This window comes from Pseudomonas sp. NPDC087817, assembly GCF_044742875.1.
GTDB lineage: Bacteria > Pseudomonadota > Gammaproteobacteria > Pseudomonadales > Pseudomonadaceae > Aquipseudomonas.
In genome coordinates, this window is the sequence record NZ_JBIUVJ010000041.1 from 23,516 (window position 1) to 47,259 (window position 23,744).

Sequence of the window (23,744 nt, forward strand, 5' to 3'; positions counted from 1 at the left end):
AAGCATAAAAATCCATAAGAGATGGACAAAAATCAAAATAGTAAACAATTTTAAACAACCTATAATTTAATATTAATGGCGCCGTATGCGCGGCGGCAAGGGAAAACTGAAATTCCGTCTTGACCGAAGTCTGTCCAACCTGCCGGACGAGGACACCAGCGCCGAGCTGTTGGGCCCGGCTCGCGTGCTGGACAACCATAAAGAACCGCAGCTGGACGAACACGATCTGCCCTCGGTGAGCATGCCGGCCCGCGAAGCACGCGAGCCTCGCGAATCCGGTTCGAAGCGTGGCAAACGTGGCAGCAACGGTCCGGCTCAAGGTGACCTGAACCTCAACCTCGATCTGGATGACGGCCCGAGCTTCAGCAGCCGTGACGATGACTTCGTTGAAGACAGCAAGCCTGCGCCTGCTGTTGTCGACAAGGATCAGCCGCAAGCCGAAGAAGTGCTGGTGATCAGCGTGATCTGCCGCGACGCTGCCGGCTTCAAAGGCCCGGCGCTGTTGCAGAACATTCTGGAAAGTGGTCTGCGTTTTGGTGAGATGGATATTTTCCACCGCCACGAAAGCATGGCCGGCAACGGTGAAGTGTTGTTCTCCATGGCCAATGCGGTCAAACCGGGCATATTCGATCTGGACGATATCGACCATTTCAGCACCCCGGCGGTGAGCTTCTTCCTCGGCCTGCCCGGCCCGCGTCATCCTAAGCAGGCTTTCGATGTCATGGTGGCCGCAGCCCGCAAGCTGTCGCAGGAACTGAACGGCGAGCTGAAAGATGACCAGCGCAGCGTTCTGACCGCACAAACGATTGAGCACTACCGTCAGCGCATCGTCGAGTTCGAACGCCGCGCCCTGACCCAGAAGCGTTGATTGAAAAGATTGCCTCGCGATAAAAAGAGGCAATCGGCAAATAGATTGAGCAGCCTCGGCTGCTCTTTTGCTTTATGAGAGAACACCCCATGACCGCCGCCAAAAACCGCATTCTAGAGCTGCGCGCTGAACTCGATCAGCATAATTACCGGTACCACGTCCTCGACGAACCGAGCATTCCGGACGCCGAGTACGACCGGTTGTTCCACGAGCTCAAAGCGCTGGAAGCGGCCAATCCCGAACTGATCACCAGCGACTCGCCGACCCAGCGAGTCGGCAGCGTGGCGCTCACCGCGTTCACCCAGGTGCGTCACGAAGTGCCGATGCTCAGCCTCGGCAACGCCTTCGAAGAAACCGACATGCGCGAGTTCGATCGCCGCGTCACCGAAGGGCTGGATCTGCCGGCCGGTGACCTGTTCGGTGGCGGCGCGGCGGTGGAGTACAGCTGCGAACCCAAGCTCGATGGCCTGGCGGTCAGCCTCCTCTATCAGGACGGCGTGCTGGTACGTGGCGCCACACGCGGCGACGGCACCACCGGTGAAGACATCAGCGTCAACGTGCGCACCGTGCGTAACATTCCCCTGAAGCTGCACGGCGAAGGCTGGCCGGCGACCCTGGAAGTGCGCGGTGAAGTGTTCATGTCCAAGGCCGGTTTCGAGCGCCTCAACGCCTCGCAACTGGAAGTCGGCGGCAAGACCTTCGCCAACCCGCGCAACGCTGCGGCCGGCAGCTTGCGTCAGCTTGATTCGAAGATCACCGCCAACCGTCCTTTGGAATTCTGCTGCTACGGCATCGGCCAGGTCTCCCACGATATTTCCGACACCCACATCGGCAACCTCAAGCAGTTGCAGAAGTGGGGCATGCCCATCAGTCACGAATTGAAATTGGCCAAGGGCATTGGCGAGTGCCTGGATTACTACCGCGACATCGGCGAACGGCGTAATTCGCTGGCCTACGAAATCGACGGTGTGGTGTTCAAGGTCAACAGCATCGCCGATCAGCGTGAGCTGGGCTTCCGCGCCCGCGAACCGCGCTGGGCCATCGCGCATAAATTCCCGGCGATGGAAGAGCTCACCGAGTTGCTCGACGTGGAATTTCAGGTCGGCCGCACCGGCGCCGTCACGCCAGTCGCACGACTGAAACCGGTCAAGGTTGCCGGCGTCACCGTGGCCAACGCCACGCTGCACAACATGGACGAAGTGGCGCGTCTGGGCTTGATGATCGGTGACACCGTGATCATCCGTCGCGCCGGCGACGTGATTCCGCAAGTGGTGCAGGTGGTTATGGATCGCCGCCCGGAAAACGCCCGTGCGGTGCAGATTCCCGATAGCTGCCCGGTCTGCGGTTCGCACGTCGAGCGCACGCAACTGATCAAGCGCAGCAAAGGCAAGGAAACCGTCAGCGAAGGCGCGGTGTATCGCTGCGTCGGCCGTCTGGCCTGTGGCGCGCAACTGAAGCAGGCGATCATCCACTTCGTCTCGCGCCGGGCGATGGACATTGAAGGCCTCGGTGACAAGAGTGTCGAGCAACTGGTCGACGAAGGTCTGGTCAGCTCGCCGGCCGATCTGTACGCGCTGAAATTCGACGACATCGTCGATCTGGAAGGTTTTGCCGAGGTGTCGAGCAACAAACTGCTCGCGGCCATCGAGGACAGCAAGAAACCGGGGCTGGCGCGTTTCATCTATGCACTCGGCATTCCCGATGTCGGCGAAGAGACGGCCAAGGTGCTGGCGCGCTCATTGGGATCGCTGGAGCGCGTTCAGCAGGCGTTGCCGCAAGTGTTGACCTACCTGCCGGATGTTGGCCTGGAAGTGGCGCACGAGATTCACAGCTTCTTTGAAGATGCGCATAACCAACAGGTGATCACTGAATTGCTCGGCCATGGTTTGCAGATTCAGGACCAAGGCGAGTTGGGCGCCGAGTTCGCTGCCAGCACCACGCTTGGCGGTTTCCTCGACAAACTGCACATCCCTTCGGTCGGCCCGGGCGGTGCGCAGAAACTGGCGGACAAGTTTGGTTCGCTGGAAGCGGTGATGAATGCCGACTGGCTGGACATGCGTCAGGCACTGCCGGAGAAACAGGCGAATTCGGTACGTGAGTTTTTTGCCTTGCCTGAGCATCGGCAACTGGCGGAAGAATCCGAGAAGCAACTGCGCGATTTCGGCATGCACTGGCAGAGCGAGAAGAAAGTCGTCGAAGGCTTGCCGCTGTCCGGCGAGACCTGGGTGCTGACCGGCAAGGTCGAGTTGATGAGCCGTGATGTTGCCAAAGAGCATCTGGAAAGCCTGGGTGCCAAGGTCGCCGGTTCCGTGTCGGCGAAAACCCATTGCGTGGTAGCGGGGCCTGGCGCTGGTTCGAAACTGACCAAGGCCAATGAACTGGGTGTGAAAGTGATGGACGAAGAAGCGTTCATCGCGTTCCTCAAAACCCATGGCATTTCCGCCTAAGTCACTGGGTAAGCCCAAAATCTGTGGTGAGGGGATTTATCCCCGACCGGCTGCGCAGCAGTCGTAAAATCTGAGCACACGGTTTGTCTGGTTCGACCGAGTTGCAAGGTTTTGGGGCTGCTTCGCAACCCGTCGGGGATAAATCCCCTCACCACAACAGTGGTGTCACGCGTTAGTGGCGCCGTATTCGGGAACGATGTTGTCATGCGAATGATCTAGTCTTGGCAAGCCCCAGGGAGAGATCGCCATGTACCGCTTTTTCGAGCAGCTCAGTTCTCGCATCGTCGCGCCGTTCATGGGCGAGTCTTCACGCAACAGCAAAGTCTGGCCGTGCCGCTGCGGCCAGTCGCTGTTCTTTCGCAATAGCCAGTGCCTTGCGTGCAATGCCTTGCTCGGCTATCAACCCGAAGAAAGTCGCCTGACCTCGCTGCAACCCGGGCCGCAGGATGGCACCTGGACCCTCGACGCCGATCCCGACGCCGAGCTGTTCCGCCGCTGCGCCAACCTTGACACCCCCGCCGCGTGTAATTGGCTGCTGCCGGCCAACGATCACGACAGCCTGTGCATCGCCTGCAGCCTCAATCGCACCATCCCCGATCTGTCCGACCCGGAAAACCCCGAGCGCTGGCGCAAGGTCGAAATTGCCAAGCGGCGACTGATCGCGCAACTGATCACCCTCGGCTTGCAGGTCACCCCGAAAACCGTAGACGAGCAAACCGGGCTGGCCTTTGACTTTATCGGCGTCGACCTCGACGGCAATGCGCCGATGACCGGCCATGCCAACGGCCTGATCACCCTCGATATCAAAGAAGCCGACGACGCCCACCGCGAGCGAGTGAGGGCGCAGATGCACGAACCGTATCGCACGCTGCTCGGGCATTTCCGCCATGAGGTCGGCCACTACTACTGGGATCGCCTGATCGCCAACGGCCCGTGGCTCGATTCATTCCGCAGCCTGTTCGGCGACGAGCGCGCCAGTTACGCCGAAGCACTGGATCGCCACTATCAACAGGGCGCACCAATGGACTGGCCGCAGCACTATGTCAGCGCCTACGCGACCATGCACCCGTGGGAAGACTGGGCAGAAACCTGGGCGCATTACCTGCACATGATGGACGCTGTGGACACCGCGTTGGGCTTTGGCATGAGCGCGCGGGAAATGGATTTCGACTACCAGCCGTTTCCCACCAGCACGCTGTATGACCCGGAACATCCCGGCGGCGAGGCGTTTCTCTCGTTCGTCAACGCGTGGATCGAATTGGCCGGCATGCTCAATGAGCTGTCACGCAGCATGGGCCAGCCGGATTTTTACCCGTTCGTGCTGCCGGCACCGGCGATTGCCAAACTGCACTTCATTCATCTGGTGATCCAGCAGGCGGGCGGTCGGGCAGACGAGGTTCTTGCCCTGTAAACGCTGACGCAGGTTGCGATCTTTTCGGGCATGGCGCATGTCCTTGAAGCTGTTCATATTTTTATCTGCAACCAACGGTTGTAACTTCACCTCAGATAGGTACAATGGCGCGGCTCGCCGACAGGCAAGCGTCGTTATGGTGACCCCATCGGTCCCCCCGCAACGATTACCCGTGAACCTGGTCAGAGCCGGAAGGCAGCAGCCACAGCGGGAACATTGTGTGCCGGGGTGTGGCTGGTGGGGTTACCACCTTAACGAACAATCGAGCGCTTCAAACAGAACTGCATGGGTTTCGCCCACTGCGGTTTTTTTGTGCCTGTGATTTAACGAACCGACAAGATTTCCCTGTTGAAGATGATCCTGTGGGAGCTGGCTTGCCAGCGATTGCAGGCTTTCAGCAATACAAATGAATCTGACCCACCGCTATCGCTGGCAAGCCAGCTCCCACAGGGTTATGGGGTGTTGTCAGGCTGTCCGGTATACAGCCGGATAATCTCATCAATCTCCCCCGACATTTTCATCCGCAGCAACGTGCGCAAAATCCGCTGCACCGGCACCTTCGGATCATTCCTCACGTAACAACCCACATGCTGTTCCTGCAGCACCGCCACGCCGTGCAGTTGCTGGTCCGGCGTCAGGCGTTGGTTGAACCAGTCCAGCGTCCATTGATTGCTCACCGCATAGCGATAACGCCCGGCCAGCAGTTTATCCAGCACCTGTTCCTGGTTGCGCGCATCTTCGCGTTGCAGTTGATTGGCATCGAACAGCGGTTGCAGGGTCGGATAGGTATAGCCGAGCACGGTGCCGATCGACTGGGGCGCCAGGCTTGCCGGCTCAACATGGGCGGGCTGACTTTGGCCGCTGATCAGCAGGTCACGCTGGAACAACAACGGAATGCTCCAGATGTAATCACCCGACTGATTCGGCAGCCATGACTGTGCGGCATAGCAGCGCACATCGACTTCACCGCGTTCCATGGCGTTCTGCACCCGGGCGCGTGGCAGTACGTGAAATTCTGCCGGCACGCCGACCTGGGTGGCGAGGCTGAGCATCATGTCGTGCAGGATGCCCTGGGTTGGCTGGCCACGCTCGATTTGCACCATCGGCATGGCCCAACTGTCGGCCACGACGAAGCGCAGCGGTGGTTCGGCTGCCGTCACGTTCAGGCTGATTCCCAGCAACGCCCCCACGGCCCAACGCATAAACGCTCCGGTAATTCCCGATCCCGAGCCGATAAAAGCTTCTGCTCATGCAGCTTAGCCATATTAGACGAGCACACCGGATGCAATTTTGCCCTTGCTCCGCTAGCATTAGCCGCTTCAGCTTCCTTCGTTGCGACGGTTTTCGATGAGTTATCAGGTTCTTGCACGTAAATGGCGTCCGCGCTCGTTCCGCGAAATGGTCGGCCAGACCCATGTGCTCAAGGCTCTGATCAATGCCTTGGACAGCCAGCGGCTGCACCACGCGTACCTGTTCACCGGTACGCGCGGGGTGGGTAAAACCACGATTGCGCGGATCATTGCCAAATGCCTGAACTGTGAAACAGGTATCACTTCCAGCCCGTGCGGCGAGTGCTCGGTATGCCGTGAAATCGACGAGGGGCGTTTCGTCGACCTGATCGAGATCGACGCCGCCAGCCGCACCAAGGTCGAAGACACCCGCGAGCTGCTCGATAACGTGCAGTACGCGCCAAGCCGTGGGCGCTTCAAGGTCTACCTGATCGACGAAGTGCACATGCTTTCCAGCCATTCCTTCAATGCGCTGTTGAAAACCCTCGAAGAGCCGCCGCCTTACGTCAAGTTCATCCTGGCGACCACCGACCCGCAGAAACTTCCGGCAACGATTTTGTCGCGTTGCTTGCAGTTCTCGCTGAAGAACATGACGCCGGAACGTGTGGTCGAGCATCTGACCCACGTACTGACGGCCGAAAACGTGCCGTTCGAAGACGATGCACTGTGGCTGCTCGGTCGCGCCGCTGACGGTTCGATGCGTGACGCCATGAGCCTGACAGATCAGGCGATCGCGTTCGGTGAAGGCAAGGTACTGGCCACCGACGTGCGGGCGATGCTCGGTACGCTGGATCACGGTCAGGTTTACGACGTGCTGCATGCGTTAATCGAAGGCGATGCCAAGGCGTTGCTCGAAGCCGTGCGCCACCTGGCCGAACAAGGCCCGGACTGGAACGGCGTGCTCTCGGAAATTCTCAATGTGCTGCACCGTGTGGCCATTGCTCAGGCGCTGCCGGAAGGTGTCGACAATGGCCATGGTGATCGGGATCGCGTGTTGGCGCTGGCCCAGGCGTTGCCGGCCGAAGACGTGCAGTTCTATTACCAGATGGGCCTGATCGGTCGCCGCGATTTGCCGCTGGCACCGGATCCACGCGGTGGTTTCGAAATGGTCCTGCTGCGAATGCTGGCCTTCCGGCCGGCGGATACGGCGGACGCCCCGAGGCAGCCGCTAAAGCCAGTGGGGATCAGCCAGGCCACAGTTGATTCCGCAAACTCCGTGGCTGCCGCGTCTAAACCTGCACCGGTAGTCGCTGCGGCTGTTGCACCGACACCTACACCAGCGCCAACTCCGGTGGTTGCGCCGGCACCGGTTGCCGAGCCTGTGATCGCGGCTGAGCCGCAACCAGCACCGGAACCCGAGCCTGAGCCTGAGCCTGAGCCGGTTGCCGTCGAAGCGGTGGTCGATCTGCCGTGGAACGATCCGGTAGAGCCTGAGCCTGAGCCCGAGCCCGCGCAGCAACCCGCTGTCGAGCCCGTGCTGGAAACCGCCGCCGAGCAGCCCGAGTTGCCGCCGATGCCGCTGCCGACCCCGGACAGCGTGGTCCCGGACGCACCGGAGTGGGCCGCTGCGCCGATTCCGGAGCCGTCGGTCGCCGACGTCGATGCCGCCACCCCGGGCATGGACATGGACGACGAGCCGCCGCTGGACGAGGATTACATCGAGCCGGACATGGATTCGGCTTACAGCTACCTCGACGAGCTGGCCAGCGAACACGCCGCCGAGCCTGCACCGGAGCCTGAGCCAGAACCGGCTGCGGCACCGGCCACCGGTCTGGCCTTGCAATGGCTGGAACTGTTCCCGAAACTGCCGATCTCCGGCATGACCGGCAGCATCGCCGCCAACTGCACATTGATTGCCGTCGATGGCGACCATTGGCTGATGCACCTCGATCCGGCGCACAGCGCGCTGTTCAACGCTACGCAACAGCGTCGTCTCAACGATGCGTTGAACCAGTTCCACGGCCGCACGCTGAGCCTGACCATCGAGCTGATCAAGCCCGAGCAGGAAACCCCGGCTCAGGCTGCGTCCCGGCGGCGTGCCAACCGTCAGCGCGAGGCGGAAGAGTCGATCCACGGCGATCCGTTCATCCAGCAGATGGTCCAGCAGTTCGGCGCGGTGGTGCGACACGATACTATTGAACCTGTCGACGCCTTGGTCGCCCAAGGCTAATAACTGAGGGCGCCTGGCCCAACTCGCCGGGCGCTGTTTTGATCCAAGTACTTTTGAGGTGATTCCCATGATGAAAGGTGGCATGGCCGGCCTGATGAAGCAGGCGCAGCAGATGCAGGAAAAAATGGCCAAGATGCAGGAAGAACTGGCCAACGCCGAAGTCACCGGTAAGGCCGGCGGCGATATGGTCACCGTGGTGATGACCGGTCGTCACGACGTGAAAAGCGTGAGCATCGACCCAAGCCTGGTCGAAGGTCTGAGCGAAGACGACAAAGAGATGCTGGAAGCCGTGGTTGCTGCCGCCGTCAACGACGCCGTGCGCAAGATCGAAGCCAATAGCCAGGAAAAAATGGGCAGCATGACCGCCGGCATGAACCTGCCAGCGGGTATGAAACTGCCTTTCTGATTCGCCATTGCGCGACAGATGAGCTACACAAAATGCCAGGCCTTGCGCCTGGCATTTTTGTTTCTGGTTGATCGTTCCCACGCTCTGCGTGGGAATGCAGCCCGGGACGCTCCGCGTCCCCAGTCCAGAGCCGAACGCGGAGCGTCCGTTGAGGCATTCCCACGCGGAGCGTGGGAACGATCAAGTGGAACGCGCCACCGCCACAAAGGTCTGCTCCCTATACCTTCGAATTCCTCATTCACAGGAGACGCTGACATGTCCGACCCTCTGACGCTCAACCAACGCTTTGTCCTGGCCTCGCGCCCGGTGGGCGCACCGACCCCGGAAAACTTCCGTCTGGAGCGCGAAGCGTTGCCGGATCTTGAAGACGGGCAGGTGCTGCTGAAAACCCTGTACCTGTCGCTGGACCCCTACATGCGCGGACGCATGAGTGACGCTCCGTCCTACGCCGCGCCGGTACAAATCGGCGAAGTGATGACCGGTGGCGCTGTCAGCCGGGTCGAGCAATCGCGTCATCCGAAATTCCACGAAGGCGATCTGGTGGTCGGCGCCACCGGTTGGCAGAGCCACAGCATCAGCGACGGCCGCAATATCATTCCGATCCCCTCAGGGCTGCCGAGCCCGTCGATGGCCCTGGGTGTGCTGGGCATGCCGGGCATGACCGCGTACATGGGCCTGATGGACATCGGCCAGCCAAAAGAGGGCGAGACCCTCGTGGTGGCGGCAGCTTCGGGCGCGGTCGGCTCGGTGGTCGGGCAAGTGGCGAAGATCAAAGGCCTGCGCGCTGTGGGTGTGGCGGGCGGTGCCGAGAAATGCAAATACGTGGTCGAGGAGCTGGGTTTCGATGCGTGCATTGATCACAAAGCGGCGGATTTCGCCGAACAACTGGCCAAGGCTTGCCCGAATGGCATCGACATTTACTACGAGAATGTTGGTGGTCATGTGTTCGACGCGGTCGTGCCGCTGCTCAATCCGAAGGCGCGCATTCCGTTGTGCGGGCTGATCGCCGGTTACAACGCCTCTGAGGCGCCCACGGGCCCGGATCGCTTGCCGATGCTGCAACGCACGCTGTTGACCAAGCGCGTGCGGATTCAGGGCTTCATCGTCTTTGATGACTACGGTGATCGTCAGCCGGAATTCATCAGCCACATGGTGCCGTGGGTGCGTGAGGGCAAGGTGAAATTCCGCGAGGACGTGGTCGAGGGCCTGGAACAGGCGCCCGAGGCGTTTATCGGTCTGCTGGAAGGGCGCAACTTCGGCAAACTGGTGGTGAAGGTCGCCCAGGACTGAGTATTTGACGCTGGCCAGAGGCGCGGGTATAAACCGCGTCTCGTTGTTTTGTCGGACTTTTTACCCATGAGCTTCAGCCCTTTGATTCGCCAACTGATCGACTCCCTGCGAATTCTGCCGGGTGTGGGTCAGAAAACCGCCCAGCGCATGGCGTTGCAGTTGCTCGAGCGCGACCGTAGCGGCGGTCTGCGTCTGGCTCAATCCTTGAGTCAGGCCATGGAAGGGGTCGGTCACTGCCGCCAGTGCCGCACGCTGACCGAAGACGATCTGTGCCCGCAGTGCGCCGATACTCGCCGCGACGACACCCTGCTGTGCGTGGTCGAAGGGCCGATGGATGTGTATGCGGTCGAGCAGACCGGTTTCCGTGGGCGCTACTTTGTACTCAAGGGGCACTTGTCGCCGCTGGATGGGCTCGGACCTGAGGCGATCGGCATTCCGCAGTTGATGGCGCGGATCGAAGAGGCGGGGACGTTTACCGAGGTTATCCTGGCCACCAACCCGACGGTGGAAGGCGAGGCGACGGCGCATTACATCGCCCAGCTGCTCAACAACAAAGGCCTGATCGCTTCGCGGATTGCCCACGGGGTGCCGTTGGGGGGTGAGCTGGAGTTGGTGGATGGCGGCACGCTGGCGCATTCGTTTGCCGGCCGCAAACCGATCGCCCTCTGAGTTCTTTATTGCTTGTTCTGACCCCATCGCTGGCAAGCCAGCTCCCACAGTGATTTGTGTTGGTCGCAAAAATTTGTCGACAACTCCGAACCCTGTGGGAGCTGGCTTGCCAGCGATGAACGCACCTCGGTCTCTCCAAATCACACAATACTGTTGAAAACCAAGCAAGCGCTCGGTTAAGTTCGGCGAACCCTTCCGTGGAGCTCGCCCATGCCTGCCTTTCAGGAATACTTCGACCCCAGCCACCAAATGGTCCGCGACAGCGTCAGACGTTTCGTCGAGCGCGAGATCCTGCCGGACATCGATCAGTGGGAAGAAGCCGAGAGCTTCCCCCGTGAGCTGTACCTGAAGGCCGGCGCCGCCGGCATCCTTGGTATCGGTTACCCGGAAGCGCTCGGCGGCAGTCATGAAGGCGACCTGTTCGCCAAGGTCGCCGCCAGTGAAGAGCTGATGCGCTGCGGCTCCGGCGGACTGGTAGCAGGGCTGGGTTCGCTGGATATCGGTCTGCCACCGATCGTCAAATGGGCCCGCCCCGACGTCCGTGACCGCGTCGTGCCCCAAGTGCTCAGCGGCGAAAAGATCAGCGCCCTGGCGGTTACCGAGCCTGGTGGCGGCTCCGACGTCGCCAATCTGCAGACCCGCGCCGTGCGTGACGGCGATTTCTACCGCGTCAGCGGTAGCAAAACCTTTATCACCAGTGGTGTGCGCGCCGATTACTACACCGTCGCGGTGCGCACCGGAGCGCCGGGTTTCGCCGGCATCAGTCTGCTCTTGATCGAGAAGGGCACGCCGGGCTTCACCGTCGGCCGTCAGTTGAAAAAAATGGGCTGGTGGGCGTCAGACACCGCCGAGTTGTTCTTCGACGATTGCCGCGTGCCTGTGGGCAATCTGATCGGCGCCGAGAACATGGGCTTCGCCTGCATCATGGGCAACTTTCAGAGTGAACGGCTGGCGCTGGCGCTGATGGCCAACATGACCGCGCAGTTGGCGCTGGAAGAGAGTCTGAAGTGGGCCCGCGAGCGCGAAGCTTTCGGCAAACCGATCGGCAAGTTCCAGGTGATCAAGCATCGTCTGGCCGAAATGGCCACGGCGTTGGAGGTGTCTCGGGAATTCACTTATCGGCAAGCGGCGAAAATGGCGGCGGGGCAGAGTGTGATCAAGGAGATCTCCATGGCCAAGAATTTTGCCACGGACACCTCGGACCGAATCACTACCGAAGCCGTGCAGATTTTGGGTGGGCTGGGTTACATGCGCGAGAGTCTGGTGGAGCGGCTGTATCGGGATAATCGCATCTTGTCGATTGGCGGCGGGACGCGAGAGGTGATGAACGAGATCATCAGCAAGCAGATGGGGCTTTGATCTTCGGTGTTGCGGCTGGCCTCATCGCTGGCAATCCAGCTCCCACAGTGATTCAGGTCGTTCACAAAGGTTGTGTACACCAAAAAACCTGTGGGAGCTGGCTTGCCAGCGATGGCGTCAGTGGGAGCGGCGCCGCTTACTTATCAGTCAGGGCAAACTGCGTCAGACAGAAGGTAGGGATGCCCATATCTTCCAGACGCTGCGAGCCACCCAGCTCCGGCAAATCGATAATCGCCGCCGCCTCATGCACGCGCGCGCCCATGCGGCGAATCAGGTTGGCCGCTGCAATCAGCGTCCCGCCAGTGGCGATCAAATCATCGAACATCACCACTGAATCGCCTTCGCACAGGCTGTCGGCGTGCACTTCCAGGAAGGCTTCGCCGTATTCGGTCGCGTAACCCTCGGCCAACACGTCCGCCGGCAGTTTGCCTTGCTTGCGGAACAGCACCAGCGGCTTGTTCAACTGATAGGCCAGCACCGAACCGATCAGGAAACCACGGGCATCCATCGCACCGATGTGGGTGAAGTCGGCTTCGACGTAACGGTGCGCGAAACTGTCCATCACCAGGCGCAGAGCCGTCGGCGACTGAAACAGTGGGGTGATGTCGCGAAAGATCACGCCCGGTTTCGGGAAGTCGATCACGGGGCGGATCAGGGATTTGATGTCGAAGGAGTCGAAGACCATCGTCGAGTTGTCCTGGCAGGGCTGCAAACGGCGCAGTATACCCGCGGCTGAAACGATGCGCTCGGCCGCGGGTCTAGATCAGCCGTCGAGCGAGCCGCCAGCCAGGGCGCAGAGCTGGATCGGGTCGAGGATATGAATCTCTTTGCCCTCGGCGGCGATCAGCTCGTTTTGCTGGAAGCGTGTAAACACGCGGGACACGGTTTCCACCGCCAGGCCAAGGTAGTTGCCGATTTCATTGCGCGACATGCTCAGGCGGAACTGATTGGCCGAGAAGCCGCGAGCGCGGAAGCGCGCCGACAGGTTGACGAGGAATGTTGCGATGCGTTCGTCGGCGGTTTTCTTCGACAACAACAGCATCATCTGCTGGTCGTCGCGGATTTCCCGGCTCATCACGCGCATCAACTGGCGGCGCAACTGCGGCAGTTGCAGGGCCAGTTCGTCGAGGCGTTCGAAAGGAATTTCGCAGACCGAGGTGGTTTCCAGCGCCTGGGCGGAAACCGGATGTTTCTCGGTGTCCATGCCGGACAGGCCGACCAGTTCGCTCGGCAGGTGGAAGCCCGTGAGTTGCTCCTCGCCAGTGTCGCTCAGGCTGAAGGTCTTCAGGGCGCCGGAGCGTACTGCATAAACGGAATCGAACGTGTCGCCCTGACGGAACAGGAACTCGCCTTTTTTCAACGGGCGGCCGCGTTTAACGATTTCGTCCAGCGCATCCATGTCTTCCAGATTCAAAGAAAGTGGCAGGCAGAGAGGGGCCAGGCTGCAATCCTTGCAATGGGCCTGGTTGTGAGCGCGCAGTTTAACTGGCTCGGACATTTCTTTAATCCTTGTGGGAAAACACACATAAGCCGTAAGGGTAACCCACGGGAGGACATTCAGGCCAGCGTGTGGCGAGTTTGTCCCACGGGCGTAAAGCCGCAGGGCAACTGGCCGATAAACTGTCATCACACCCTATTTAAGGAACCGCTTCGATGGCTGCCATTGGTACGCTGGGCCCCGGTAGCAGCGGCGTTGAGGCAGCGTCGGAAGCGTTTAAAAACGCGTCCGACAAGGACCGAAATGCCGACTCGACGACAGATGCAACCCCGACCTTGGTCGAAGGCGTCAAAGTGTCGCTGTCCGGAGCCTCCATCGAGAAATCGGCGGGGGCGGGTGGCGACAATAGGGACATCGAAGAAAGCGGTTTGCCCGAGAACATCCAGCAATTGCTGAAGATGATCCGCAAGCTGCAAAAAGAGATTGCCGAGAAAAAGGCGCAGATCGAAAAGATCATGGCCGACAAGCGCCTTTCCAACGAAGAAAAAATCATCAAGGTTGCCAGCCTGCGTGGCGCCATTGCCGCGTTGAACACCGGTTTGATTACCGCCAATCTGGCTTTGTCGAAAGTGGTCGGCCAGTCGGGCCTGACGTCCGAGCAAAACATGAAAGTCGGTTCGCTGCTGATGAAAAACTAAATCACCCGCGAGAACCGCTGGCGGTTCTGCTGTTCGAGGTAAGCGTCGAACACCATGCACACCGAACGCACCAGCAAACGTCCCGCCGGCAATACTTCGATCCGCTCGCTGTCCAGCGTGATCAGGCCATCCTTGGCCATGCCTTGCAGTTGCGGCCACAGTGCGCCGAAGTAGCCTTGGAAATCGATGTTGAACGCTTGCTCGATCGCGGCGAAGTCCAGGTTGAAATTGCAGATCAGTTGCTGGATCACCGCGCGACGCAGCCGGTCATCGGCATTGCACACCAGGCCACGACTGGTTGCCAGTTGCGCGGACGCGAGGGTGTTCTGGTATTCGTTGAGATCGCTGCTGTTCTGGCAATACAGGTCACCGATCTGGCTGATCGCCGACACCCCCAGACCAATCAGATCGCAATGGCCGTGCGTGGTGTACCCCTGGAAGTTGCGCTGCAGGGTTTGTTCTTCCTGGGCAATCGCCAGCTCATCGTCGGGCAGGGCAAAGTGGTCCATGCCGATGTAGCGGTAACCGGCGGTGGTCAGTTGCTCGATGGTGCGCTGGAGCATGTCCAGTTTCTGCGTCGGACTTGGCAATTCGTTGCCATTGATCCGTCGCTGCGGCATGAAGCGTTCCGGCAGGTGCGCGTAGTTGAACACCGAGAGCCGATCCGGTTGCAGGCTGATGACTTCCTCGACGGTGCGGGCAAAGTTGTCCGGGGTCTGCTTGGGCAACCCGTAGATCAGGTCGATGTTGATCGAGCGAAATTGCAGGGTGCGCGCTGCGTCGATCACGGCGCGGGTTTCTTCCAGGCTTTGCAGGCGATTGACCGCTCGTTGCACTGCGGGATCAAGGTCTTGCAGGCCGATGCTGACCCGGTTGAAACCCAGTTCGCGCAGCAGGCCCATGGTTGACCAGTCGGCTTCGCGAGGGTCGATCTCGATGCCGTAATCGCCGGAATCGTCATCCAGCAGATTGAAATGTTTGCGCAGGTGCGCCATCAACTGGCGCAGTTCGTCGTGGCTGAGGAAGGTCGGCGTGCCGCCGCCAAAGTGCAGCTGTTCGACTTTTTGCGCCGGGTCGAGGTGACAGGCGATCAGCTGGATTTCCTGCTCCAGGCGTTGCAGGTACGGCAATGCGCGGCCGCGATCCTTGGTGATGACTTTATTGCAGGCGCAGTAGTAGCAAATGTTCGCGCAGAACGGCACGTGGACGTACAGCGACAACGGCCGCAAGGCCTTGCGGCTGTCGCGCAGGGCATGGAACAGGTCGAAGGTGCCGACCTGACTGTTGAATTGCACGGCCGTCGGATAAGAGGTGTAGCGCGGCCCCGCCAGGTCGTAGCGGCGGATCAGATCAGTGTCCCAACGAATGGCGTCGAGCATGCGGGCATTCCCCCGGATAGGCTGGCAGTGTGGCGAGTCTATCGGGGTGCGGCGATGGGGCTGTTGATTTGCATCAACGGTGGTTGAAGGCTTTGCCTGGTTTTTGTGGTGAGGGATATCACTGGCTCAATTTCTTGGGTTCATATCAGTGCCCCATCAACCAATGCTGATGCGGGCCGGGCAGGGTCCAGATCCCGAACAGAATCACCAACAACCCACCAGCCATACGCACGCTACGCTTGCGCAACAGCGCCGTGACCCGCTCAGCCGCCAGACCGGTAGCCAGCAGCACCGGCCAGGTACCCAGCCCGAACGCCAGCATCAACAACGCGCTGTCCAGCGCATTGCCCTGGCTCGCCGACCACAGCAACGTGCTGTAAACCAGTCCGCACGGCAGCCAGCCCCACAGTGCGCCAAGCAGTAATGCGCGAGGCAAACTCGACACTGGCAACAAGCGGTTGGCCACAGGTTGGATGTAGCGCCATAAACCGCGACCGAGGCTTTCGATGCGGGTCAGGCCGCTCCACCAACCGGCGAGATACAAACCCATGGCAATCAACAGCAGCCCGGCCAGCACGCGCATGAACAGTGCGGCGGGGCTGTTCGCCACCGCCCAGCCAGCAAGGCCGATCAGCAATCCTGCGGTGGCATAACTGAGGATTCGCCCCAAGTTGTACGCCAGCAGCAAACGAAAGCGCCGACTGCGTTGTTCCTTGGGAATCGCCAATGTCAGCGCGCCCATCAAGCCGCCGCACATCCCCAGGCAATGGCCGCCACCGAGCAGGCCGAGGATCAGCGCCGAGACCAGCAGCGGCGCCAGTTCAAGCATGAGGTGGCGCCTTGTCGTCCGGTTTGTTCGGGTTGGCTTCGTCGACGGCCGCGGTGTGGTTCGGGTCCTGATCGTCGAACAGGATGCTGTGAGCCGGGCCGTCGAGATCGTCGTACTGGCCGCTGTCCACCGCCCAGAAGAAGATGTACACGGCGATGGCCACAATCAGCAGCGCGGCCGGAATCATCACGTAGAGAGCTGGCATCTGTACTCCATGCCCGCGTGGCTCAGGCCGGCAGCGGGCGGGTTTCTGACGAGGTGCGGGCGGCTGGCGTGCTCGGCAGGCGAGTCAGGCGCAGGGCATTGAGCACCACGGTCAACGAACTGATCGACATGCCGACGGCGGCCCATACCGGGGTGATCCAGCCGAGGGCGGCGAACGGCAACATGAGGCCATTGTACAGCGCGGCCCACAGCAGGTTCTCGATGATTACCCGGCGAGTGCGCTGCGCCAAGGTGAACGCCTGCACCAAGGCGTCGAGACGGTTGGACAGCAGCACGGCATCGGCACTGGTTTTCGCCAGATCCGTGGCCGAGCCCATGGCCACACTGATATCGGCGGCCGCCAGCACCGGCACATCGTTGACGCCATCGCCGAGCATCAACACTTTGCGACCTTCCTTGTGCAACTGTTGCAGCACTTGCAGTTTGTCGTCCGGGAGCAGGCCGCCATGGGCCTCGTCGATACCCAGTTCGGCGGCGACACTGGCGACCATCGGCGAGCTGTCACCGGACAGCAGCAAGGTACGCCAGCCACGGGCCTTGCATGCCGCGAGCAGGGCGGGGGCATCGTCGCGCAAGCGGTCATCAAGAACGAACCACGCCAGCGGCCCGGAGCTGTCACCGAGCAGCAGCCATTGGCCCGGTTCATCCGGCATCACTGGCAAAGGTGAGCCACTGAGGGCGCAGACAAATGCCGCCTGACCGATGCGCAAACGTTGCTCGCCGACCAGACCTTCAAGGCCCAGGCCCGGGGTGCTGTGGACTTCTTCCGCTGCCAGCGGTGCGCGGCCGAAAGCACGGGCGATCGGGTGTTCGGAACGGTTTTCCAGTGCAGCGGCGAGGCTCAGGCATTGATCGCTGTCCTGCGCCCCCAGCGGACGGATCGAGCGCAGTACCAAGCGACCTTCGGTGAGGGTGCCGGTTTTGTCGAAGATCACCGTATCAATCTGATTCAACCCCTCCAGCACATGACCGCGAGTCAGCAACAAACCGAGTTTGTGCAGGGTGCCGGTGGCGGCCGTAAGCGCGGTCGGCGTTGCCAGTGACAAGGCGCAAGGGCAAGTGGCGACGAGCATGGCGAGGACAATCCAGAAGGCGCGTGACGAATCCAGCTCCCACCACAACAGGCCGATGGCGGCTGCGGCGATCAGTGACAACAGCAGAAACCATTGCGCGGCGCGATCGGCGATTTCCGCCAGGCGCGGTTTTTCTGCCTGGGCGCGATCGAGCAAACGCACGATGGCCGACAGGCGAGTGTCTTGTCCGAGCGCCTGCACTTCAACGGTCAGCGCGCCTTCGACATTGAGCGTGCCCGCCGTCACCGCTTCACCCGGCATGCGTGGCTGCGGCAGGTATTCGCCGGTCAGCAACGATTCGTCGATGCTCGATTGGCCGTCGAGGATCTTGCCGTCCGCCGGCAGGATCGAGCCCGGTTGCACCAGGATGTGGTCGCCCAGGCGCAGTTCGCTGAGCAGGATGCGTTCGCTCTGGCCGGCTGCATCCAGGCGCAGGCATGACGCCGGCAACAGGTTCACCAACTGCGCGGTGGCAGCGGCCGTGCGCTCGCGGGCGCGGCGTTCCAGATAGCGTCCGGCGAGCAGAAACAGCGCGAACATGCCGACCGCATCGAAATACAACTCGCCGACGCCGGTGATCGACGTCCAGATTCCGGCGATGTAAGCGCTGCCGATGGCCAGCGATACCGAGACGTCCATGGTCAGGTGCCGCGTGCGCAAATCGCGCATCGCCCCTTTAAAAAAAGGTGCGCAGCTGTAGAACACGATCGGCGTGGTCAGAAACAATGCGACCCAACGCAGGATCGTGTGCAGCTCCGGGCTGAGGTCGATGTTGAATTCCGGCCAGGTCGCCATGGTCGCCATCATTGCCTGGAACCACAGCAGCCCGGCCACCCCGAGCTGGCGCAGGGCCAGGCGGTTTTCGCTGGCCAGTTGTTCGCTGGCGCGGTCGGCTTGATAGGGGTGCGCGGCGTAACCGATGTGACGCAGTTCCGCGAGCATCTGGCTCAACGGCAATTGCCCATCGGCCCAGCGCACGTGCAGACGATGATTGGACAGGTTCAATCGCGCCTCGGCCACCGCTGGCAGCGTGCGCAGATGTTTCTCGATCAGCCAGCCGCAGGCGGCGCAACTGATGCCTTCCATCAGCAGGGTGGTTTCGGCGAGTTCGCCGTCATGACGGACGAAAGGTTTTTGCACATCGGCGCGGTCGTACAGCGCCAATTCGTCAACCAATTGCACCGGCAGCGCTTCGGGGTTGGCCGAGGCTTCACTGCGATGCTGGTAATAGCTTTCCAGGCCTCCGGCGACGATGGCCTCGGCCACAGCCTGACAACCGGGGCAGCAGAATTCACGGGGCTCCCCGAGAACGACAGCGGTGAAGCGGCTGCCGGTCGGGACGGGCAGGGCGCAGTGGTAGCAGGGGGTTGGACTGGTCATGGATCGTGTTCCGATGATCGTTCCCACGCTCGGCGTGGGGATGCCTCCCCGGACGCTCCGCGTCCGCTTCGGCTGGGACGCGGAGCGTCCTTGGCTGCGTTCCCACGCCGAGCGTGGGAACGATCAGAGTCAGGCTTATTTTTTGAGGTCTTCGGCGCCTTGCAGCGGCTCATCACCGAGCAGCAACTCCTTGTCATGGCTGACCAGCTCTTCTTCGAACATACGCCAGACGTGGTCATCCTGAGACCCCAGCAGCTCGACAAAGCGGCGGCCTTCGATCTTGTCGTTGAGTTGGCCGATGTAGCGCCCGGTTTCTGTTTTGCTGCGGACCAGAACAATTTTGCGATCCTTCTCCGGCTGGGTTGGCGAGATCAGGTTCAGCTCCAGCCTGCCCGGTTGGCTGTCACCGCTCAAACGCAGGTCGACTTCGCCCGTCACGTCATCCAGATGCACCGCAGCGCGCATTTTCAGGTTCTGCGCGAGCAACTCGCGATCCAGCGAACGATTGATGCCTTTGCCGGCCTCGTAATAGTTGTCGTTGACCAGGTTGTCCGGGTTGTTCACCGCGATGGTCACCATGGACAGGGTCAAGGTCACCGAACAGGCCAGAATCCCGATGATGATCCACGGCCAGAGGTGCTTGTACCAGGGACTTGCGGCGTTTGCGGCGGGCATGTTCAGTTCTCTCAACGGATTTGTGGGCCGATGAATCGGCTCTTGGCTTCAACGTGGACGCTGTCGTCATCGGCATCCTTGAGGATGAATTTCACCTCGTTGGTGCTCGATGGCAGTTGTTCCGGTGCGCTCGACAGTTCGACTGGCATGCTGACGATGTCGCCGGCTGCCACTTTGATCTCGCGTTTGCCTTGCAGGCGCAGATCCGGCAAACCGGCGGCTTCCAGCACATAGGTGTGATCGCGCTGGTCCTTGTTCATGATCTTCAGGCTGTAGACGTTTTCGATCCGGCCTTCGGCGTTCTCGCGGTACAGCACGCGGTCCTTGCTGACATCGAAGCCGACCAGCGAACGCATGAAGAACGCGGTTACCAGCAGGCTGATCATCGCCAGCAGCACCACCGCGTAGCCGATCAGGCGTGGCCGCAGTTTATGGGTTTTCTGTCCGGACAGGTTGTGCTCGGTGGTGTAGCTGATCAGCCCGCGCGGGTAGTCCATCTTGTCCATGATGCTGTCACAGGCATCGATGCACGCAGCGCAACCGATGCACTCGATCTGCAGGCCGTCGCGGATGTCGATGCCGGTCGGACAGACCTGAACGCACATGGTGCAGTCGATGCAGTCGCCCAGGCCCATGGCCTTGTAGTCGACGCCTTTCTTGCGCGGGCCACGGCTTTCGCCACGACGCGGGTCGTAGGAAACGATCAGGGTGTCCTTGTCGAACATCACACTCTGGAAGCGCGCATACGGGCACATGTAGATGCACACCTGCTCACGCAACCAGCCGGCGTTGCCGTACGTGGCGAGGGTGAAAAAACCGACCCAGAAATACGACCAGCCATCGGCCTGGCCGGTGAAGAATTCGAACACCAGTTCGCGGATCGGTGAGAAATAGCCAACGAAGGTCATGCCGGTAACGAAACCGATCAGCAACCACAGCGCGTGTTTGGCAAATTTGCGCGCAAATTTGTTGGCGCTCATGGGCGCCTTGTCGAGCTTGATGCGCTGGTTGCGGTCGCCTTCGGTGACCTTCTCGCACCACATGAAAATCCATGTCCACACGCTTTGCGGGCAGGTGTAGCCGCACCACACACGGCCGGCATACACGGTGATGAAGAACAGGCCGAACGCGGCAATGATCAACAGGCCCGAGAGCAGAATGAAATCCTGCGGCCAGAAAGTCGCGCCGAAGATGAAGAACTTGCGCTCGGGCAGGTTCCACCACACGGCCTGATGACCGCCCCAGTTCAGCCAGACCGTACCGAAATACAGCAGGAACAGCGCGGCACCGCCCATCATCCGCAGATTGCGGAACAGACCGGTGAAGGCACGGGTGTAGATTTTTTCTCGAGAGGCGTAGAGATCGACGCTGTTATTCGCGTTTTTGCTGGGTGGCGTGACGTCGTGTACCGGAATCTGGTTGCTCATCATTGCATCCCACGGCAGTGGAAAAATGCCTCGGTCGATACGTGCCGGCCGGGGTCAGAAAGGCGTTGCAGTGGCGCAATGATACGCCTGTCACGCCGACGAACGGGTGCGACCTTTGGTCGCGTTGGGAGAAGGGTTCAAATGGTGTAGCAGATATAACAAGTCCTGACCCAGATCAATTGACTATAGACGATGCATGAGACTCGCTCTGGCGAGCGAGTCCCTGCCTTGCTCAGATCAGCCTTCCACCGCCGAGACTGTCGAGCCCGCTGCCGGGGTTTTTTTTGACCACGTCGACGGTTGTGGCGTCATCACTCTCCTGGTGCTGCGTATTGGAGGGTTCGTTATCAGAGTTGACATAGGTGAAATCCTCTTGGGATTGCACACAATCATGATCAGCTTCTCGCATGTTTATCTTCCTTGGAATCTATTGATATATGAGGCGCTCTGACAATAAGTCTCAGGCGTCGAAAAAAAGTTACTGTTCGCTGAAAGTCGAGTCTAGCGGATATTCGTCTCATTTTATGAGTGTCTTGTGTAATGAGAAACTTTGCCTTAGTTGCATTTCGCAAGTTGGCTGGTGTCGGGGCGACATAAAATAAATTAATTAATCCGTACGGTATGTTTGAGGATTGCAAGGTTTTCTAATAGCGTGAAAGTTGACGGCATGAGGTCGTCAGTTTATTCGACTAAATGGAAGTGTTATGTGATGGTTATTAATAAAGTGGCAAGCTTGATTGTAGGGGTGTTTTTATTGTTTTCGGTTTTTATGGCCCATGCATTGCCGGATGCACCGAAGCACATGGTGTTCGCATCGGACACGCAATATCCCTGGACAGACAAGACGGACAGCAGAACACATGAATCCGCTGAGGAGTTCACGAAACGTTCGAAGTGGCTGGTGGAAAGTCAACTGGCAAGTATCGCTGACTTTCGAATCCGCAACGGATCGCAGTCAACGATCCCGTTGATGATTAATGGTGACATCACTGCGTTCGGTCATGGCTGGCAGCGTGACTATATGGCGTCGGCGTTAAAGAGGCACTTCGGAACGGATTACCTGTATGGCCTGGGTAATCATGACTATGAAAATAACGTCGATGACTGTTTCAGCAATAGTTGTGCGGCCGGCAGTATTGTTGCTTTCAAGGAACATCATGAAGGCAAGGTGGGCAGCTTTGATCTGAAGATTACTGGCAGCGCAGTAAACAGGCTTTATTCGGGGAGCCTCGCTTACTCCAAGACCATTGATGACGTGCACCTGGTGCAGCTCAATAACGAGCCTACTTACACGAGAAAAATTTCCAGTGTCTGGAACCCCACCACTTTCGACATCACCAGTGCACTGGACTGGCTTGAGAACGATCTCCGGCTGGCGAGAGCTGGGGGGTACTCCATCATCATAAACATGCACAAACCGCTGGAAATGAAGGACGCCAGCCAGCAGAAGCGCTTTATCGAAATGGTCAAGAAATATGAAGTCACTGCGGTATTTGCTGGCCATCTGCACAAGGACGGCGGTAGTTCCTATTGGTTGGGGAATGTGCCGATGTACCTGAGTGGTGCCACTTCTCAACAGACTTACCTGATCACCAGCTTTACCGAGGATCGCAAGCAATTGCAGATCTATCTGGTGAAGGACAATCAATGGCAGAAACGGGAGTTGATAGACACCATTCCCGTGAAATCCATCAGGGCCAATCGGCCATGAAAAAAGGCCCCGCCAATTCTCATTGGCGGGGCCGTTTTGTTGCTTCAAGCGTCGGCCTTACTCGGCGTTCGCTTCCGGTGCTTTTTCACCGTGAGACAAGCTGTAAACGTAAGCCGCCAGCAGGTGCACCTTGTCGTTGCCTTGCAGTTGTTCCTGCGCCGGCATCTGGCCCTGACGGCCGTAACGGATGGTCTGCTGCAGTTGCGCAAAGCTCGAACCGTAGATGAACGCGCCCGGGTGAGTCAGGTCAGGTGCGCCCATGGCCGGGGTGCCTTTACCGGCCGGACCGTGGCAAGCCACGCAATTGGCGGCGAACAGTTTGCCGCCGTTGGCCGGGTCGGCCTTGGTGCCTTCCGGCAATTTGCGGCCATCGAGGTTGGTCACGACAAACGCTGCCACGTCGGCCACGCCTTGCTCACCAATGACTTCAGCCCAGGCCGGCATCACCGCGTGGCGACCGCCCATGATGGTGGTCTTGATGGTTTCCGGCTCACCGCCCCAGCGCCAGTCGGCATCGGTCAGGTTCGGGAAACCGTAAGCACCCTTGGCGTCGGAACCATGGCAGACCGAGCAGTTGGAGGCGAACAGGCGGCCACCCATCTTCAGGGCTTGCGGGTCTTTGGCCACTTCTTCGATCGGCATGGCGGCGAACTTGGCGAAGATCGGACCGAACTTGGCGTCCGAACGGGCCATTTCCTTTTCCCACTCGTGAACGCCGGTCCAGCCAGTCTGGCCGTTGGCGAACGCGGTCTGCTTGTCGTTATCGAGGTAGTTGTAGCCCGGCAGCAGGCCTTTCCAGTTACCCAGACCCGGGTACAGCACCAGATAACCCAAGGCGAAGACGATGGTGCCGACGAACAGCATGAACCACCATTTCGGCAGTGGGTTGTCGTACTCCTCGATCCCGTCGAAGGAGTGCCCGACCGTCTCGTCCGTCTGTTCGCTGCGCTGGCCCTTGCGGGTCGACAGCAGCAGCCAGGTCAGGGAAAAGATCGTACCG

The 23,744-nt window shown here is 60.1% G+C and carries 20 protein-coding genes, 1 other RNA gene and 1 pseudogene; 11 read left to right on the plus strand and 11 right to left on the minus strand.

The window, feature by feature from the left end; genetic code table 11:
• Window positions 1-76: 76 nt before the first annotated feature.
• From zipA to ffs, 4 genes and pseudogenes are all read left to right on the plus strand, one after another.
• Window positions 77-868 (plus strand): annotated as a pseudogene (gene zipA / locus ACIONG_RS21485) (cell division protein ZipA); the annotation flags it as partial.
• 89 nt (window positions 869-957) lie between these two features.
• Entirely contained in the window at window positions 958-3,315 is a 2,358-nt protein-coding gene (gene ligA, locus ACIONG_RS21490) for an NAD-dependent DNA ligase LigA (RefSeq protein WP_401302570.1), read from the plus strand.
• Window positions 3,316-3,562: 247 nt separating this feature from the next.
• Complete coding sequence (locus ACIONG_RS21495; RefSeq protein WP_401302572.1) at window positions 3,563-4,726, plus strand: putative zinc-binding metallopeptidase; 1,164 nt, start codon at window positions 3,563-3,565, stop codon at window positions 4,724-4,726.
• A 146-nt stretch (window positions 4,727-4,872) separates the two neighbouring features.
• An RNA gene (gene ffs, locus ACIONG_RS21500) (signal recognition particle sRNA small type) lies at window positions 4,873-4,969 on the plus strand.
• Between the two features lie 209 nt (window positions 4,970-5,178).
• Here ffs and ACIONG_RS21505 read toward each other — a convergent pair.
• Entirely contained in the window at window positions 5,179-5,928 is a 750-nt protein-coding gene (locus ACIONG_RS21505; RefSeq protein WP_103303896.1) for an ABC transporter substrate-binding protein, read from the minus strand.
• A 145-nt stretch (window positions 5,929-6,073) separates the two neighbouring features.
• On the opposite strand from ACIONG_RS21505, the gene dnaX reads away from it, so the two are divergent.
• From dnaX to ACIONG_RS21530, 5 genes are all read left to right on the plus strand, one after another.
• Window positions 6,074-8,185, plus strand: coding sequence for a DNA polymerase III subunit gamma/tau (dnaX, locus tag ACIONG_RS21510; RefSeq protein WP_401302574.1), 2,112 nt, complete (start codon window positions 6,074-6,076; stop codon window positions 8,183-8,185).
• 67 nt (window positions 8,186-8,252) lie between these two features.
• Entirely contained in the window at window positions 8,253-8,591 is a 339-nt protein-coding gene (locus tag ACIONG_RS21515) for a YbaB/EbfC family nucleoid-associated protein (RefSeq protein WP_003223337.1), read from the plus strand.
• Window positions 8,592-8,846: 255 nt separating this feature from the next.
• Window positions 8,847-9,881, plus strand: coding sequence for an NADP-dependent oxidoreductase (locus ACIONG_RS21520; RefSeq protein WP_103303899.1), 1,035 nt, complete (start codon window positions 8,847-8,849; stop codon window positions 9,879-9,881).
• Between the two features lie 66 nt (window positions 9,882-9,947).
• A complete protein-coding gene (recR, locus tag ACIONG_RS21525; RefSeq protein ID WP_095189469.1) occupies window positions 9,948-10,550 on the plus strand; it encodes a recombination mediator RecR in 603 nt (200 codons plus the stop codon).
• Window positions 10,551-10,760: 210 nt separating this feature from the next.
• Complete coding sequence (locus ACIONG_RS21530) at window positions 10,761-11,909, plus strand: acyl-CoA dehydrogenase family protein (RefSeq protein ID WP_401302576.1); 1,149 nt, start codon at window positions 10,761-10,763, stop codon at window positions 11,907-11,909.
• Between the two features lie 136 nt (window positions 11,910-12,045).
• Here ACIONG_RS21530 and ACIONG_RS21535 read toward each other — a convergent pair whose 3' ends face one another.
• Window positions 12,046-12,594: an adenine phosphoribosyltransferase gene (locus tag ACIONG_RS21535; protein WP_027921719.1), complete on the minus strand. Its 549-nt coding sequence runs from the start codon at window positions 12,592-12,594 to the stop codon at window positions 12,046-12,048.
• 78 nt (window positions 12,595-12,672) lie between these two features.
• Entirely contained in the window at window positions 12,673-13,407 is a 735-nt protein-coding gene (fnr, locus tag ACIONG_RS21540) for a fumarate/nitrate reduction transcriptional regulator Fnr (protein ID WP_103303904.1), read from the minus strand.
• 155 nt (window positions 13,408-13,562) lie between these two features.
• Here fnr and ACIONG_RS21545 point away from each other — a divergent pair, with 155 nt between their 5' ends.
• Window positions 13,563-14,045 carry a hypothetical protein gene (locus tag ACIONG_RS21545; protein WP_401302579.1) on the plus strand — a complete coding sequence of 161 codons (483 nt, stop codon included), beginning with the start codon at window positions 13,563-13,565 and terminating at the stop codon, window positions 14,043-14,045.
• Here ACIONG_RS21545 and hemN read toward each other — a convergent pair.
• The 7 genes from hemN to ACIONG_RS21580 all read right to left on the minus strand — a co-directional run bounded on the left by hemN (window position 14,042) and on the right by ACIONG_RS21580 (window position 21,442).
• Entirely contained in the window at window positions 14,042-15,424 is a 1,383-nt protein-coding gene (gene hemN, locus ACIONG_RS21550; RefSeq protein WP_213028085.1) for an oxygen-independent coproporphyrinogen III oxidase, read from the minus strand. The two genes, ACIONG_RS21545 and hemN, sit on opposite strands and share 4 nt — an antisense overlap.
• A 145-nt stretch (window positions 15,425-15,569) precedes the next feature.
• The gene (locus ACIONG_RS21555; protein WP_039770036.1) at window positions 15,570-16,253 is read right to left on the minus strand and encodes a sulfite exporter TauE/SafE family protein; all 684 of its coding nucleotides are present in this window, start codon (window positions 16,251-16,253) and stop codon (window positions 15,570-15,572) included.
• Window positions 16,246-16,458 carry a cbb3-type cytochrome oxidase assembly protein CcoS gene (ccoS, locus tag ACIONG_RS21560; protein ID WP_016984738.1) on the minus strand — a complete coding sequence of 71 codons (213 nt, stop codon included), beginning with the start codon at window positions 16,456-16,458 and terminating at the stop codon, window positions 16,246-16,248. The genes ACIONG_RS21555 and ccoS overlap by 8 nt, the downstream gene beginning before the upstream one ends.
• A gap of 22 nt (window positions 16,459-16,480) precedes the next feature.
• Window positions 16,481-18,931 carry a heavy metal translocating P-type ATPase gene (locus tag ACIONG_RS21565; RefSeq protein WP_401302581.1) on the minus strand — a complete coding sequence of 817 codons (2,451 nt, stop codon included), beginning with the start codon at window positions 18,929-18,931 and terminating at the stop codon, window positions 16,481-16,483.
• Window positions 18,932-19,066: 135 nt separating this feature from the next.
• Window positions 19,067-19,606: a FixH family protein gene (locus ACIONG_RS21570; protein WP_213028089.1), complete on the minus strand. Its 540-nt coding sequence runs from the start codon at window positions 19,604-19,606 to the stop codon at window positions 19,067-19,069.
• Window positions 19,607-19,617: 11 nt separating this feature from the next.
• A complete protein-coding gene (ccoG, locus tag ACIONG_RS21575; RefSeq protein ID WP_103303910.1) occupies window positions 19,618-21,033 on the minus strand; it encodes a cytochrome c oxidase accessory protein CcoG in 1,416 nt (471 codons plus the stop codon).
• 232 nt (window positions 21,034-21,265) lie between these two features.
• Window positions 21,266-21,442, minus strand: coding sequence for a hypothetical protein (locus ACIONG_RS21580; RefSeq protein WP_401302583.1), 177 nt, complete (start codon window positions 21,440-21,442; stop codon window positions 21,266-21,268).
• 300 nt (window positions 21,443-21,742) lie between these two features.
• Here ACIONG_RS21580 and ACIONG_RS21585 point away from each other — a divergent pair, with 300 nt between their 5' ends.
• Window positions 21,743-22,744 carry a metallophosphoesterase gene (locus ACIONG_RS21585; RefSeq protein WP_103303912.1) on the plus strand — a complete coding sequence of 334 codons (1,002 nt, stop codon included), beginning with the start codon at window positions 21,743-21,745 and terminating at the stop codon, window positions 22,742-22,744.
• Between the two features lie 57 nt (window positions 22,745-22,801).
• Here ACIONG_RS21585 and ccoP read toward each other — a convergent pair.
• Window positions 22,802-23,744: cytochrome-c oxidase, cbb3-type subunit III (gene ccoP / locus ACIONG_RS21590; protein WP_401302585.1), on the minus strand; the 943-nt coding region annotated here is incomplete at its 5' end.